This is a genomic window from Nibribacter ruber (assembly GCF_009913235.1).
In the GTDB taxonomy this organism is placed as follows: Bacteria; Bacteroidota; Bacteroidia; order Cytophagales; family Hymenobacteraceae; genus Nibribacter; species Nibribacter ruber.
Genome location: NZ_CP047897.1, coordinates 746,074 through 762,282 on the forward strand (window position 1 = coordinate 746,074; position 16,209 = coordinate 762,282).

The following is a 16,209-nucleotide window of genomic DNA, read 5'->3' on the forward strand; positions in this document are numbered from 1 at the left end:
CTATTACGGAATGTTCAAAAATTTATGCGTTTGCAGAGAGACTCTCCATTTTGGGTTCTCCTTCACATAGTTAACAATCATTGGCATGATCTGGTCTGCCTTGCTCCATTCTGGTTGCAGGTACAGGCGCGTTTCCGGTCCCACGTGAGCGGCATGCTCCTCTGCCCAGGCAAAATCTGATTTATTGAAAACGATCACCTTCAACTCACCGGCATGCGGCAACACATTCGGGTGCGGCCCTTTGAATTTCTTAGGCGAAAGACAAATCCAGTCCCAGGTGCCACTCAAAGGATAGGCACCCGACGTTTCAATAAAGGTCTGCACGCCGCGTTTCTGCAATTCTGAGGTTAAGTAGTCCAGGTTATATAACAAAGGCTCGCCGCCAGTCACTACCACGGCCTTTCCCGGAAATTGAATGGCTTGCTGCACAATCCAGTCGGTATCAGTGAGCGGGTGCAGATTGGCGTCCCAGGATTCTTTCACGTCGCACCAGTGGCACCCAATGTCACAACCACCCAACCTGATAAAGTAGGCGGCTTTGCCGGTATGGTAGCCTTCGCCCTGAATGGTATAAAAATGCTCCATAAGCGGCAGCTTGGTGCCATCTTTGGGAACGGTATGAATAGAGGCGGTTTTAACTTCTAAGATGTCTTCCAAAACGGTCTGGTAAAAGATTCTGTTTTTAGCCTTATTTCTAGAAAACGAGCCAAAAACGAAACTGGTTGTATAAGGGTAACAATTTGCACTGGCCGGTTAGTGCCCAAGGTGTACCCCGTAATTTATAAAAAGAACAGCAGCCATTTCTGAGACAGGAATGGCTGCTGCAAAGGTACAAAATAGAATATTTCCGGGCTCGGCTAATTTTCTTCTTCGGTCTTAACCGTAGACTTCTTTTTTAGCGGCGCGCAAGGTATTTTTCAAGAGCATGGAGATGGTTAAAGGCCCCACGCCGCCGGGTACGGGGGTAATATAGCTGCATTTGGGAGCTACGTTGTCAAAGTCTACATCGCCGCGCAGGCGCCAGCCTCTTTCTCTGGTGGCATCAGGCACGCGGGTAGTGCCCACGTCAATCACCACGGCTCCCTCCTTCACCATGTCTGCCGTCACCATGCCTGGCTTGCCTACCGCCACAATCAAAATATCCGCCATGCGGGTGTGCATAGCCAAATCAACCGTGTTGCGGTGGCAGATGGTAACGGTGCACTCTCCAGGAATGGTGCATTTGCTCATGAGAATGCTGATGGGCGTTCCTACAATATTACTTCTTCCAATCACCACGCAGTGTTTGCCCTTGGTCTCAATGTTATAGCGTTCCAATAGTTGCATGATGCCGTACGGCGTGGCCGGCAGATAGGCTGGCAAACCAGCCACCATGCGGCCCACATTCACCGGATGGAAACCGTCCACGTCCTTTTTGTAGTCCATCACTTCCAACACCTTGTTGCCATTGATATGCTTGGGCAGGGGCAATTGCACTATGAGGCCGTCAATGTTTTCATCTTGGTTAATCTCTTCAATTTTGGCGAGCAGCTCTTCTTCTGAGATGGTGTCTTCATAGTGCAGCAGCGTAGAATCAAAGCCTACGCGCTCACACGCCAGTACCTTGTTGTTGACATAGGTCATGGAGCCGCCGTCCTGGCCCACCAGAATGGCCGCCAAATGCGGGGCTTTACCGCCTTGTTTTTTGATTTCCGCTACGTCAGCGGCAATTTCACTTTGAATGGCTTCAGAGGTTTTCTTTCCGTCTAAGAGAATCATGGAGATAGGAAAAGGAAGAGGTGAAACGAAGGCCAAAAGTACGAGCCTGCTCCTAAACGACCGTCACTTTTTTCATTATTTTCAATTCTTCTTTCAACCACAAAAGTCGTTTTTGGCCTGTTTTCTGGAAAACAAGCCAAAAACGACTTCCAAAGGCAAATCAAGCAAATAAGTTTAATGGGCGTCTACCGGCATTTTCACACCTTTCTTAAACTTCTGCAAATACAGCAAAGGAATAGAGCAGAGCATAACCATCCCCGATACCCAGAAGGCATCTGTATACGACAATAGCGCCGTCTGCTTCATGACCATTCCTTCAATGGCTTTATAAGATGCTTTCTGAGCGTCTATGAAGGTGTAGCCCTTGCTCATGAAATTCTGCATAAGGCCGTTGAACCGCTGTGTAAAGGCCGGGTTGTATTCATTGATGTTTACCAGCAGGTTGTTGCGGTGGAAACCAGAACGCACGTGTATGAGCGTGGTCAAGGCCGCAATTCCGAAGGAGCCTCCCAATTGTCGCATCATGTTGTTCAAGCCTGTGCCCTGCCCTAGTTCAGCACCCTTCAAGTCTTGAATAGCCAAGGTAGTCAACGGCACAAACAGCAAGGCCATGCCAATGCCCCTGATCACGAGCGGCCAAAAGAAGTCCTCGGTACCTGAAAGCAGGTTGGAGTGGTTCATCATCAAGGCGAAGACAAAGAACAACAGCATTCCCACGGTGGCCATGAACTGCGCCGGAATGCCCCGCTGCAGCATCTTGCCCACAAAGGGCATCATCATGATGGTAAACAAACCGCCCGGCAATAATAATTTACCAGATTGCGCGGCCGTAAAGCCCAATAAGCCCTGCGTAAACACCGGAAACACAAACATGGAGCTATACAAGCCAAAGCCCAGAACAAAAGAAGTGAACATTCCAATGGAGAAGCTTCTGTGGCGCATGATCTTGAAATTCACGATGGGGTAGTCAATGCTGAGTTCCCGCCAGATGAAGAGCAACGTCCCGAAAACCGCCGTGGCCGACAGGACAATGATGTACGTGGCTGAAAACCAATCCTCAGATTCGCCTTTCTCCAGCACAATCTGCAAACTTCCTACGGCCAGGGCCAACAGCGCAATGCCCCACCAGTCAATGGGTTTGCCGCCGGTCTCTCTTGGCGTACTTTTTATGAAGGTGTAGGTAGCAACGGCTGCCAGAATCCCCACGGGCACGTTCACATAAAAAATCCAGGGCCAGGAGTAGTTGTCTGTGATGTAGCCGCCAATGGTGGGCCCCAGCGTAGGGCCAACTACGGCCCCTAATCCAAACAGCGCCGTGGCAGTACCTACTTGCTCTTTGGGCCAGGTTTCCAAAAGAATGGACTGAGAAGTGGACAATAAGCCGCCCCCCGCCAAGCCTTGCAGAATCCTAAAAATCACGAGTTCCTCCAAGCTAGAGGCGTTGCCGCAAAGAAAGGAGAAGACAGTGAAGGTAATGATGGAGGCCATGAAGTAGTTCTTCCGGCCCAGGCGGCTTCCCAACCATCCAGACATGGGCAGAATAATCACGTTGGCCACCGCGTACCCTGTCACAATCATGGCCACGTCTTCCAGCGTTGCACCCAGGTTGCCTTGTATCTGAGGCATGGCCACGTTCACGATGGTGGTATCAATGAGCTCCAGCAAGGCAGCGGTAATCACCGTGATGGTGATAGCCCATTTTTTAAATCCGGTTTCTGCCATGGTTTAATCGTTGGTAAGCACAGACGCTTTTACGCTCATGCCGGGGCGCAAACGTTTCATGAGTTCTGGGCTAGCAGTAATCTTAATTTTAACCGGCACCCGTTGCACCACTTTCACAAAGTTACCCGTGGCATTGTCTGGCGGAAGCAGGGAGAACTTGGCCCCAGTGGCCGGCGAGAAGTTATAAATCTGGCCTTCTACCTTTTCTTCTGGAAAAGCGTCTACCTCAATGTTCACCTTCTGTCCTTCCCTAATTTTCTCCAGCTGGGTTTCTTTGAAGTTGGCCGTCACATAAATGCTATTGTCATTCACAATGGAGAACAAAGCTTGTCCGGCTTGCACCAGCTGGCCCTTCTGCACACTTTTCTTGGATACAATGCCACTGGCCGGCGCGGTAAGGGTAGTATAGGACATTTGCAGTTTGGCAAAATCTACATCGGCCTGACGCTGGTCTACCCCCGTATTAGACACTGTCAATTGCGTACGCGTGGTGTTTACCTGTTGCTGGGCTGCCCTGTATTGGTCTTGGGCCGCCTGGTAATTGGCCTGGGCTACGTCCCGGTCGGCTTTGGCCTGGTCAAACTGCTGCTGGGTAATGGAACCGTCTTTGATGAGGTTGGCATACCGGTTAAAATCCTGCTGAGCTTTCCAGAGACGTACGCGGGTGGCTTCAATGTTGGCTTTGGCCGTAGTGGCAGAGGCCGCAGTGGCCGTGATCTGCGCTTGGTTCACTCCAGTGCTGGCGCTGGCCCCATGCTGGGCGGCCATGGCTTGTTCTACCTTTATGGCATAGTCCCGGTCATCCAGCTTCACCAATACCTGCCCCTGAGTAACGTGAGTGTTCTCTTCAAACATTATGGTGTCTACATAGCCACTGACGCGGCTCACCACTGGACTAATATCGGCGTCTATCTGAGCATCGTCTGTGTCCACGTGCTTGCTATAGTATAGATATTCTTTTATGCCAAAGAAGCCACCAATAACCAGAACCAGGCCTAAGATGATGGGAATGACTTTATTGGATTTCTTTTTCTGAGTTTCCATTGAATGATGTGCTGTGAAATTAATTGAGGATGGTACCGGTTGATTTTAACAAGGTGTAATAGGCTAAGCCGGCATCGGCGCGGGCCAGCTCTAGATTGATGAGCGCCTGGTACAAGCGCGTTTGAGCATCTATGCGATCCGTGGCGCTGGCTACTTTATTGGTGTACCTAGACGCCTCACTCCGGTCGTTCTCTTCTGCCTGCGCAATGGCGGTCTGCAAAATCTTGATGCGGTCCAGGGCCAGCAGGTAGCGCTGGTAGTTCTGGTTCACCTCGGTCTTCAGCTGATCAGTGGTGAGGTCACGGGTAAGGTTTAGCTGGGTTTTCTGAATATTGGCTTCTGACAGCTTATTCTTATTGGTCCAGAGGCGGTCAAAGTTCCAGGCAGCCGTAAGGCCAACCGTGCCAATGGTCAGAGAGCCGTGCGCCGGCGGAATAAACGAACCACTGGGATTGATGTGATAACCATCTGCGGACGCAACCAGAGCTGGCAAGGCGTCTGCCTTGATGGATTTTATGTTGTTGTCAGCGGCCTGGTTTTGCAGCGAAAGGGTTTGCAGTTCTTCTCGGTTGGCCATGGCCGAGTCTACCAAAGAAGCCAGGCTAATGTTCTGCCCCGCAGGTGACGCTACTTCCTCCACCACCAGGTTATTGTTTTCCGGGAGACCCAAAAGGATGTTCAGGTTATAGACCACAATTTTGCGGTTGGTCTCCAGGTCGGCTCCGGTGAGCTCCACGTTGCTGCGCTGCAACTGGAATCGCAACACGTCATTCTTGGTGACAATGCCTTGTTCAAAAAAGCGCTGGGCTTGTTTGATTTGTCGGTCCACGGCCTGCAGGTTTTGGGCAACCACTTTCTGGCTTTGCTGCAGCTTGTACAGGTTAAAATAGCCGCTGGTGACGTGATAGGCTATTTCTTCCTTGTCTTTCTCAGCGTCCAATCTTGCCACCTGGGCCATGAGTTCAGCAGACTCTTTGGCGTATTTCAGCTTGTTGCCCGCAAAAATCACTTCCTGCACAGACAAGGTTCCTAAAAAGGCATCGGCGCGCTTGGGCAGGTAAAAGGGCTGGCCCTCTTTGGACATCTGGAAAACTTTAGTAGGAATCTCAGCGTGGTTGTACGTGTAACTGGCGCTGGCTTTGGGCAGGGCTTCGTCTTTTACCTGGCTGTATTTGATGAGGGCCTGGTCTATCTTGGTTTGGGAGAGCCGCAGGACTTTGCTGTTCTGTACGCCCAATTCTATCGCCTCTTGCAGAGTAAGGTGCTTTGGCTCCTGGGCCTGAACCGGCGATGTAAAAGCCGCCACAAAGGAAAATGCGCCCACCACCGCGGCCGAAATGACTCCACGCCCCAAGACGGAACGTTTGGGAGAAGCATTAATTCTCGGTTTCATTATTTAAGTAAGTGTGTTTTAAGGGAATCTTGTAAATAAGAGAGCAGACGGGGTTTCATTTCATTCTGCAGCACCTGGTCATCCAATAAGTCCATTTCCAGGATTTTAGATGACAGCCGGCGCGAGTTGATGAGGTAGTTGACGGTGCCAAATATGCTGGCAATGGTCATGCCCACGTCCACCGGCCTGAACTCTCCTTTCTGAATGCCTTCTTCCATGATTTTTTGCACCTGCAGCGTATTGGCATACAGGTTTTCCAACACAAAGTCAGTCACCTCTGACCCGCCAGAACGAAGCACGGAAATCTCCCGGAAGATGATTTTATGAAAGTATTTGCTGGTGGCTACCCGGCTCACGTATAATTGCACCACCTGCTCTATTTTAGACCAGCAAGAGGTATTTTGTGAGGCGATTTCTTCAAAGGTCTTCTTGGTGCTGGCCATTCGGCGCTCCACCACGGCTTTCAACAAACCGTCCTTTGACCCGAAATAATAGTTAAGCATGGCCATGTTCACGCCTGCCTCCTGAGCCAACAACCTGGTGGAGGCTCCGTCATATCCCAGTTCACCAAAGACGCGCTCTGCCACGTCTAGCAGATGCTCTTTCTTATCTGTTTTGTCTTTCTCCGCCATGCTTTTTTTGAATTGCGCAAATTTAATCAATCGATTGATTAATAAACAAACCAAGGTTAAACTTTGTTTCTTTGAAAGAACAGATACTTAGTCTTCTTCTTGTGTGATTGCTGAAATATGGATGGGGGCGAAAATTCGTTTTTGGGCTATTTTCCAGAAAACAAGCCAAAAACGGGGTTTAAATTGTTCCTACTTTTACGGCGTTGCCAACACTAGAAAGATCCTTTCCTTTCTAAGATAAAGCCATTCCATACCCGTGAGTTCAAGACTTATGTTTAGTTTTGAGCGCACGCATTTAATTTGTAAGCCATACTTAACCATTTCTATGACTACTTACGAAGAGATTTTCCAGAACAACCAGACCTGGATTGCCCAAAAGACCACCACCAACAAAGACTTCTTCAAAGACCTGGCCGCCGACCAAAATCCAGACTACCTGTACATTGGTTGCTCTGACAGCCGCGTGACCGCCGAAGAAATCATGGGTCTTGGACCCGGCGAAGCGTTTGTGCACCGCAACGTGGCCAACCTGGTCAACAACGTGGACCTAAACGTAATGTCAGTGCTCAACTACGCCATCAAACACCTCAAGGTAAAGCACATCATTGTCTGCGGCCATTATAATTGCGGCGGCGTAAAAGCGGCCATGCAACCCAAGGACCTGGGCTTGTTGAACCCCTGGCTGCGCAACATCAGAGACGTGTACCGCCATCACAAAGCGGAACTGGACGCTATAAAGGATGAGACCAAACGCTATGAACGGCTGGTAGAGTTGAATGTGCTGGAACAGTGCACCAACATCATTAAAACCGCCGCACTTCAGTTAAGCTACCAGGAAAACGGCTACCCCGAAGTGCACGGCTGGGTTTTTGACCTCCACACCGGCAAAATCATTGACTTGAACATTGACTTCAAGAAAATCCTGGCAGAAATCAAAGACATCTATGATTTAACGAACAGCAAATAATTGCTGATTGTTGGTTATTACCTTTTGATGATAAATCATTGGGTCTTTTCCTATTTTGTCATCCTGAAAGGATCCTGGTGGCAACCTAGATAGGCGTGTTTCAATTGCTATCATTTCTTGTTAAAATCTCATCAGAAAACGAGTAGCATTTGAAAACACATAGTGGCACAAAGCGAATTAACTTCCCTTAAATTCCGTTTTTGGGCTATTTTCCTGAAAAGTGACCAAAAACGCCTTTCCCTTATAAAACAAAAGCCCCGGCATTTCTGTCGGGGCTTTTAGTTGATCTATAAGAAAGAAATCAATCCAGTTTCAAAACGGCTAAGAAGGCTTCCTGCGGAATCTCTACGTTGCCCACCTGGCGCATACGCTTCTTTCCTTTCTTCTGCTTTTCAAGGAGCTTCCGTTTACGCGAAATGTCACCGCCGTAGCACTTGGCCAATACGTTCTTGCGCAAGGCTTTCACCGTCTCACGGGCAATGATTTTCTGCCCGATGGCGGCCTGAATGGCAATTTCAAACATCTGGCGTGGCAACAGTTCCCGTAATTTCTCACACAGGCGCTTGCCCCAGTCATAGGCTTTGTCACGGTGCACAATGGCAGACAAAGCATCTACCTTCTCGCCGTTGAGCATGATGTCCAGCTTCACCATATGCGACTCCCGGAATCCGATTAATTCATAATCCAGAGAGGCGTAGCCACGGCTAATGGTTTTCAGCTTGTCAAAGAAGTCAAATACAATCTCTGCCAGCGGCATTTCAAACACCAGTTCCACGCGGTCTGCGGTCAGGAAGTTCTGGGCCAGTAAGATTCCGCGCTTGTCCATACACAGCGTGATAATGGGCCCTATGAACTCAGCTTTAGAGATGATTTGCGCTTTGATAAACGGCTCCTCAATGTGATCAATGTAGTTGGGCTCCGGCATTTCAGAGGGAGCATTCACCTTGATTTCACCGTCTTTGGTGGTGAAGGCTTTGAACTGCACAGAAGGCACAGTGGTAATCACGGTCATGTCAAACTCGCGCTCCAGACGCTCCTGCACAATCTCCATATGAAGCATGCCCAAGAACCCGCAACGGAAGCCAAAGCCAAGCGCCGCCGAAGTCTCAGGTTCCCACACCAAAGAAGCATCGTTCAACTGCAGTTTTTCCATGGAAGAACGCAGTTCTTCGTATTCCGTGGTCTCTACCGGATAAATACCAGCAAATACCATGGGCTTCACTTCTTCAAAACCTTGTATCTGGATGGTGTCTGGGTTGGCCGCGTGCGTGATGGTGTCCCCTACTTTTACCTCCTTAGCGTTTTTAATCCCAGAGATAAGGTAGCCCACGTCGCCGGCCGCCATCATCTGACGTGGCTCCTGTGTTAACTTAAGCGCACCAATCTCATCGGCTTCATACTGTTTGCCGGTGGCAATGAATTTTACCTTATCGCCTTTGCGCAGCGTACCGTTCATGATCCTGAAGTACACCTCAATCCCGCGGTATGAGTTGAACACCGAGTCAAAGATCAAGGCTTGCAAAGGTGCCTCTGGATCGCCTTTAGGCGCAGGAATGCGGTCACAAATGGCCGCCAAGATGTTGTCAATTCCAATACCAGCTTTTCCCGAGGCATGAATAATGTCTTCGCGCTCACAGCCAATCAGGTCAATGATCTGATCGCTCACCTCTTCGGGCATGGCGTGCGGCAGGTCAATCTTGTTCAAGACCGGAATAATCTCCAGGTCATTGCCAATGGCCAGGTAGAGGTTGGAAATGGTCTGGGCTTCAATCCCCTGCGAGGCATCTACAATGAGCAAAGCACCTTCACAGGCGGCAATGGAACGGGAAACTTCATAACTAAAGTCTACGTGGCCCGGTGTGTCAATCAGGTTGAGCACAAAAGGCTCTCCTTTGTATTCATAGTTCATCTGGATGGCGTGGCTCTTGATGGTGATGCCGCGCTCGCGCTCCAGGTCCATGTTATCTAACAATTGGTTCTGCATTTCACGCACAGACACAGACGAGGTGAATTCCAACAGACGGTCTGCCAGGGTACTCTTGCCGTGGTCAATGTGCGCGATGATGCAAAAATTGCGGATGTTCTTCATAAAAAAGGCTTACAAAGAGCAAAGATACAAAATTATGCGGGCTGCCGGAATGGGTTTCTGACAGCTAAGTAGACTTTTTATCAGATGCCTTTCCTTTCAATGGAGTGATTATGAGACTAAATCTTGCCAATCAAAAGCCATATTCATTTACCTTAACCGATCTTTTTACATGAAAAGGATTATTACCTTCACCCAAATTTTCGCTTGACGCCCCATCATGAGCCGCCTTCTGCCCCTCTTCCTCTTCATAATTTTCATATCCATTACCTCTGCTGCTGGTCAAATTTTTCAGGAAGCAGATGCTTGGAGCCTTTCAGCGCTGCCCAGTGGAATAGAAACCGGTGATTTTAACAAAGACGGCCGTGCCGATATAGCCATTCTGGAATATAATAGCTGGAATGAATGCACGCTGTCCATTTATCTGAATGCTGCCAATAACAAGCTGACCTTGAAGGAACGCAAGTCTTACAAAGTGGCCGGTTACAGTTTACGAACCAACGACCTGAACAAAGATGGCCATCTGGACTTAGTGTTGACCATGCCTACTCAACTCATGCTTTTGTTGGGTGACGGCCAGGGAAATTTCAATGCTGCCAAAACTAAAAATATTAGAGATGGATATGCCAGTGTAGTAAATGATTTTAACAAAGACGGCCACCTAGACATTGCGACCACTAATTTTTTAGATCAGTCGGTTATGTTATTTACAGGCAATGGAAAAGGAGGTTTTACAGAAAATGATGCTTACAAGGTAGGTGCGCAGCCCGCTTCCATTGAATCTTCTGATGTAAACCAAGACACTTACCCAGATTTGGTAGTGGGCAACCAGGCCAGCGGCAACATAAGCTTGTTGCTCAACAACAAGCAAGGTGGTTTTGGGGCGGCCAAAAACTATCCAGTAGGCTTTTTCCCTAACAACCTGGCCATTGCCGAACTAAACGGCGATCAGTATTTAGACATTGCCGTGGTGAGCCTCAATGAAAAGGAAAGCATCACCCTCCTATCAGGAGACGGACAAGGCGGATTTACACCTTTTCAAATTATACCAGGCTATATTCCGGCAGATATCCTCATCAAGGATTTTACTTGTGACGCAAGACCAGATATTTTGATTAGCAGTGGCGGGCTCATGCTTTTTGAAAACTCTGCCACCGGATTCGTCTTAAAAAACCAGGCTACCAACTGGCACGCGGCCTCTTCAATAGCCTCCGCCGACTTCAACTTGGATGGAGGATTTGATGTAATAGCACCCTTCCAAAGAAATAACGTTGAAGTCGCACTCCTTACCAACATCAAAGACTGTGCACTCTACCTAAATAAAGAAGAAGATCCCGTAGACCCCAAACAACCTGACATTACACCTTCAAAACTGGTTTCTATACCCAATATCTTCACGCCAAACGGAGACGGCCAGAATGAGTTCTTTGAAATAAAATGGTCCAAGGACATTCCTGAAAACGAGCTTACCGTGTATGACCGCTGGGGAGGATTGGTACATTCCAATAAACATTACCAGAACAACTGGAATGGTAGCCAATTGGCCGAAGGGGTTTATTTCTATATTATCCAAGTTAATAAGTCAAAAGAGGTCTTTAAGGGCTGGGTGACCATTGCACGGTAAGATTGCCTTTGCGTTATTTTTATTTCAACGCTGTAGGCCGTAATATATAAGATTGAGGCAAAAGCTTTTGAAACTCTCCGTTTACGGTCATTTCCATTAAGGGCTTTTACCTTCTTATGTTGTTTAAATAAACTTGGTTCAATGCTTAAATTAAGACCGAAGCGTTTTTATCCTCTTTTCCAGAAAACACGCCAAAAACGAAAGATTTAATTCCTGCACAATTCAAAACCAAACTCCTATTTAGTAGCAAACGGTTAAAAGAAAAGGCCCATTTACCTAGTGGCAAATGGGCCTTTTACTTATTTGAAATTCACAACTTCTTTATTCAGGGATTATTCTTTCCAACCTCCACCTAAGGCACGGTAAATGTTCACCATGGCATTAAGTTGCTGTACCTTGGTTTCAATCAATTCAAACCTGGATTCCTGTGCTTCGCGCTGCGTGAGGAGCACCTCTAAATAATCTGCCCGGGCAGAAGCAAACAACTGGTTGGAGATGTCAATGGACTGTGTAAGCGCCTCCACTTCCCTAGACTTCAGGCGGTAGCTGTTTTCCAAGTTGCTGATGTTGGACAGCTGGTTGGCTACTTCAATATAGGCATTCAAGATGGTGCGCTCATATTGGTAGACGGCCTGCAGTTGCTTGGCATTGGCACTGCTGTACACGGCCTTGATGGCGTTTCTATTCACCAAAGGCGCCGCCACGTCACCGGCCAGCGAGAACAACAAAGATTCTGGTTTCAGCAAATAACCCGGGCTGAAGGCCTGTAACCCTACCCCTGCGGTCAAACCCAAAGATGGATAGAAGTTGGCTCTGGCTACCTGCACATCCAATTTGGCAGCGGCCAGTTCCAACTCTGCCTGCCGAATGTCGGGGCGGTTGGCTAGCAACTGCGCCGGTACGCCGGCCTGCACCGCCTGCGGCGTGACATTGTCAAAGCCGTTCTTGGCCCGTTGTACCGGCTGCGGGAATCTGCCTACCAGAAAATTGATGCGGTTCTCAGTCTCAGTGATCTTCTGCTGAACCTGGTACTGCAGTCCTTGTGAGTGTAACACTTGGGCCTGAAACCTGCGCACGGGCAGCTCCGTCACCTTGGCCGCTTCTTTCTGAAGTTTTACCGTTTTCAGGACGTTGCTCTGGATTTCAATGTTCTGCTGAATGATGGCCAGTTGATTGTCCAGTGCCAGGAGTTCATAATAAGAATTGGCAATCTCAGAGATAAGGTTGGTAACCATGAAGTTTCTGCCCTCCACAGACGCCAGGTACCGGTGCACGGCTGCTTTTTTAGCATTGCGCAACTTGTGCCACACGTCCACTTCCCAGTTGGCGTAGGCGCCTATGCCATAGTCCTGGAGCGGCTCGGGCATTTCTTTGCCGGGCTCAATCTCGGTGGTGGCTTCTAAGGCGCCAATGTTAGTGAAACGGGCCACCTTGTCAACACCCGCGCCAGCCCTCAACCCCACCGAAGGAAGGTATTCGCCCTGGCGCACCTTCACTTCATTTCTGGAGATTTCAATTTCCTGCAGGGTAATGTTCAACTCCTGGTTGTTTTGCAGGGCAGTGTCAATCAGGCTGGTTAAGTAGGCATCTGCAAAGAATTTCTTCCATTGCACCTGCGCGGCATTGGTAGTGTCATGGTCCGTGACAAAGGCAGCAGGAACAGACTTATTTTCTGCGCGCTGTACCAAGGCAGGCACGCTGCAAGAGGTGTAGGCCAAGGATACCAACCCCAGTCCCAACCATTTTATAGCTTTTCCTTTATACATGGTCTTGGCTTTCGTCAATGAGTGAAAGATCTTCGGTGACATAGACATACTCTTCTGTGAGCGGCGTCTCATGCTCATCTCTGATCAAGTGACGGCCGTCTGCCATTTTAGCGAAAATGTAGTACAGCCCCGGGATGATCACCACCCCGAAAATGGTTCCGAACAACATTCCACCCAGCGCCGAGGCACCGATGGTCTGGTTCCCGATGGCTCCTGCTCCAGAAGCCACAATCAAAGGAATCAAACCGGCCACAAACGCGAAGGAAGTCATGAGGATAGGACGGAAACGCACGCGGGCTCCTTCAATGGCCGCCTCTAGAATGGTGGCTCCCTGCTGCCGTTTCTGCACTGCAAACTCCACAATCAACACGGCGTTCTTACCCAGCAATCCTATGAGCATGATGAGACCAATCTGAGCGTAAATGTTGTTTTCCAGACCCATCAACTTCAATAACAGGAAGGAACCAAACACCCCAACTGGCAAGGAAAGCACCACCGCAAAAGGAATAATGAAACTCTCATACTGCGCCGCCAACACAAAGTAGACGAACAGCAATACTACCAGGAACACGTACAGCGACTCATTTCCCCGGATGGACTCATCATAAGAAAGTCCTTCCCAGGCAATGTCATAGCCCTTCGGCAAAGTGGTAGAGGCTACTTCCTGAATGGCTTGAATGGCATCTGCCGTGGTGTAGCCTTTGGCCGGTAGTCCTTGGATAGCCGCCGAGTTGTACAGGTTGAAACGCGTTACCTCATTGGGTCCCTGGGTCTTCTTCAGCTTCATGAAAGCAGAGTAAGGCACCATTTCACCAGCTTCATTTTTTACGAAGAGGTTCAAGATGTCAGACGGCAGTCTTCTGAATTTGGGATCTGACTGCACGTACACCTTGAAGAACTGGTTGAATTTGATGAAACCCTGCTCATAGGTACTGCCAATGAGAATGTTCAGGTTCTCCATGGCTTTCCCAATGGAAACACCTTTCTGCATGGCCAGGTTGTTGTCAATCTCCAGCTCATACTGCGGGTAATTAGCGGCAAAGAAAGTAAACAAGCCGGTTAGCTCTGGGCGCTTACTCAGGTTGTCCATGAACTGCTGGTTCACTTTGTCAAACTCATGGTAATCCGTTTCAGAGTTCTTATCCAGGAGACGCATAGAGAAACCACCAGAAGAACCGAAGCCCGGAATAGCGGGTGGCTCAAAGAATTCTACCACGGCGCCCAGGCCTTTGGACTTCTCTTCCAACTCTTCCATGATTTCTTTCACGGTGTTCTTGCGGTCTGACCAGCTTTTTAAGTTGATCAAACAGGTACCCGCGTTGGAACCGCGTCCTTCGGTCATAATCTCATATCCTGCCAAAGAAGAAACAGACTCAACGCCTTCAATTTTTGCACAGATTTTCTGCAGTCTTTGTGACACCTTGTTAGTTGTTTCCAGGGTAGAACCCGGTGGTGTCTGCACAATAGCATAAATGGTTCCCTGGTCTTCGTTCGGGATAAAGCCCGAAGGCAGCACTTTACTTTCTAAGAAAATACCCACGCCAAAGGCCAACAGAATTCCCCACGTCAACCATCTTCTGCTCACTATTGACCGCAACAGGCCAACGTATTTTCCCGTCAGTTTTTCAAAACCGCTGTTGAAACCGTCCAGCGCTTTGGTCAATGGGTTCCGCTTTTTAGGCTTGCCGTGGTTGTTCTTTAAGAGCATGGCACACAGCACCGGTGTAAGGGTCAAGGCAATCACCGCTGAGATAACAATGGAACTGGCCATGGTAATAGAGAACTGCCGATAGAAAATACCCACCGGCCCGGACATGAATACCAACGGCACGAACACCGCGGTCATTACCAAGGTAATGGCAATGATGGCGCCGCCAATTTCACGCAATACTTCTATGGTCGCCTTGTAAGGCGAAAGATTGGTTTCCTCCATCTTGGCGTGCACGGCCTCCACCACCACAATGGCGTTGTCAACCACAATACCAATAGCCAACACCAAGGCAAACAGCGTAATCAAGTTGATGGATAGCCCAAAGAATTGGATCACGAAGAACGCTCCCACCAGAGAAACCGGTACCGCCAAAATAGGGATGAGCGTAGATCGCCAGTCACCTAAGAAGATAAACACCACAATGGCCACCAGAATGAAAGCGTCTCTTAGGGTGTGGATTACCTGGTCAATGGAAGCATCAAGGAACTGAGAAACGTCATAGCTGATTTTATAATCCATGCCTGGCGGGAAGGAACCTTTCATCACTTCCAGTTTGGCTTTCACTTCGGCAATTACATCGCTGGCGTTACTGCCATAGTTCTGCTTTAATACAATCGCTGCCGCTGGGCTGCCATTCAGGTTGGAGTAGATGTCAAAGAACTCACTGCCCAATTCAACGGTGGCAATGTCTTTCATGCGCACGCTCTCCCCTTCGGCGTTGGCGCGCACAATAATGTTCTCATATTCTACCGGCTTGTTGTAGCGGCCTTTGTAGGTAAGCACGTATTCTAGAGACTGCGCGGCAATACCAGAACTTTGACCAATACGACCAGGACGGCCTATGATGCTTTGCTCGGCCAGGGCCTCCATTACTTCTTCCACTGAGATTTTGTAGGCCCGCATGCGGTCTGGGTTCAGCCAAACGCGCATGGCATAACGGCGGCTACCAAGAATTTGCGCTCTGGCCACCCCTTTGATTCTCTGGATTTCTGGGATCATCTTCACCGTGGCATAGTTGAAGAGGAACTTCTCATCCATGCTTTTCTCCTTGGAATAGAGGTTCACATACATCAACATACTGGGCTGGATGGGCGTAATCACCACGCCTTCTCTCTGCACCAGTTCTGGAAGCAGCGGCATTACCTGGTCAACCCTGGTCTTGACTCGAATAACGGCGTCATTGGGGTCGGTGCCGGGTTCAAAGATGATCCTGAGGGTGGCTTCACCGGCACTGGTGGCATCTGAGGCAATATACCGCATACCCTCTACGCCGTTAATAGCCTGTTCCAGGGTGATCAGTGTGGAGTTTACCAGTACGTCTGCACTGGAACCGGGGTAGGCAATGAAGATATTGACCGTGGTTGGCGCAATATCGGGGTATTGTGAAATGGGCAGCTGTTTGATGGCCAACCCTCCCACAAACACGATCATAACCGATATGACAATGGCAAATACCGGTCTGTGTATGAATTTACTAAACATGTCTTCTACTTTCTAGAAAGGTGA

General features: G+C 49.0%; 11 protein-coding genes. 2 read left to right on the top strand and 9 right to left on the bottom strand.

Annotated elements, in window-relative coordinates; genetic code table 11:
• Positions 1 to 3: 3 nt before the first annotated feature.
• The 6 genes from GU926_RS03230 to GU926_RS03255 form a co-directional block, all read right to left on the bottom strand.
• Positions 4 to 585: a 7-carboxy-7-deazaguanine synthase QueE gene (locus GU926_RS03230; RefSeq protein WP_160694566.1), complete on the bottom strand. Its 582-nt coding sequence runs from the start codon at positions 583 to 585 to the stop codon at positions 4 to 6.
• 291 nt (positions 586 to 876) lie between these two features.
• Positions 877 to 1,758, bottom strand: coding sequence for a bifunctional 5,10-methylenetetrahydrofolate dehydrogenase/5,10-methenyltetrahydrofolate cyclohydrolase (locus GU926_RS03235; RefSeq protein WP_160688958.1), 882 nt, complete (start codon positions 1,756 to 1,758; stop codon positions 877 to 879).
• A 174-nt stretch (positions 1,759 to 1,932) separates the two neighbouring features.
• The gene (locus tag GU926_RS03240; RefSeq protein WP_160688960.1) at positions 1,933 to 3,480 is read right to left on the bottom strand and encodes a DHA2 family efflux MFS transporter permease subunit; all 1,548 of its coding nucleotides are present in this window, start codon (positions 3,478 to 3,480) and stop codon (positions 1,933 to 1,935) included.
• 3 nt (positions 3,481 to 3,483) lie between these two features.
• A complete protein-coding gene (locus GU926_RS03245) occupies positions 3,484 to 4,524 on the bottom strand; it encodes an HlyD family secretion protein (RefSeq protein WP_160688962.1) in 1,041 nt (346 codons plus the stop codon).
• A gap of 19 nt (positions 4,525 to 4,543) precedes the next feature.
• The gene (locus GU926_RS03250; protein ID WP_160688964.1) at positions 4,544 to 5,917 is read right to left on the bottom strand and encodes a TolC family protein; all 1,374 of its coding nucleotides are present in this window, start codon (positions 5,915 to 5,917) and stop codon (positions 4,544 to 4,546) included.
• Positions 5,917 to 6,549, bottom strand: a complete 633-nt coding sequence (locus tag GU926_RS03255; protein WP_160688966.1) for a TetR/AcrR family transcriptional regulator — start codon at positions 6,547 to 6,549, stop codon at positions 5,917 to 5,919. The genes GU926_RS03250 and GU926_RS03255 overlap by 1 nt, the downstream gene beginning before the upstream one ends.
• Before the next feature lie 325 nt (positions 6,550 to 6,874).
• On the opposite strand from GU926_RS03255, the gene GU926_RS03260 reads away from it, so the two are divergent.
• On the top strand, positions 6,875 to 7,516 hold the full coding sequence (locus GU926_RS03260; RefSeq protein ID WP_160688968.1) for a carbonic anhydrase: 642 nt from the start codon (positions 6,875 to 6,877) through the stop codon (positions 7,514 to 7,516).
• Between the two features lie 301 nt (positions 7,517 to 7,817).
• Here GU926_RS03260 and lepA read toward each other — a convergent pair whose 3' ends face one another.
• The gene (gene lepA, locus GU926_RS03265) at positions 7,818 to 9,605 is read right to left on the bottom strand and encodes a translation elongation factor 4 (RefSeq protein WP_160688970.1); all 1,788 of its coding nucleotides are present in this window, start codon (positions 9,603 to 9,605) and stop codon (positions 7,818 to 7,820) included.
• Positions 9,606 to 9,822: 217 nt separating this feature from the next.
• Between lepA and GU926_RS03270 the strand changes: the two genes are divergently transcribed.
• Positions 9,823 to 11,226 (top strand): FG-GAP-like repeat-containing protein, encoded by a 1,404-nt coding sequence (locus GU926_RS03270; RefSeq protein ID WP_160688972.1) that lies wholly within the window; start codon positions 9,823 to 9,825, stop codon positions 11,224 to 11,226.
• Between the two features lie 332 nt (positions 11,227 to 11,558).
• Here GU926_RS03270 and GU926_RS03275 read toward each other — a convergent pair whose 3' ends face one another.
• Positions 11,559 to 12,992, bottom strand: a complete 1,434-nt coding sequence (locus GU926_RS03275) for a TolC family protein (protein WP_160688974.1) — start codon at positions 12,990 to 12,992, stop codon at positions 11,559 to 11,561.
• On the bottom strand, positions 12,985 to 16,185 hold the full coding sequence (locus GU926_RS03280) for an efflux RND transporter permease subunit (RefSeq protein WP_160688976.1): 3,201 nt from the start codon (positions 16,183 to 16,185) through the stop codon (positions 12,985 to 12,987). Before GU926_RS03280 ends, GU926_RS03275 begins: the two co-directional genes overlap by 8 nt.
• Positions 16,186 to 16,209: the final 24 nt, after the last annotated feature.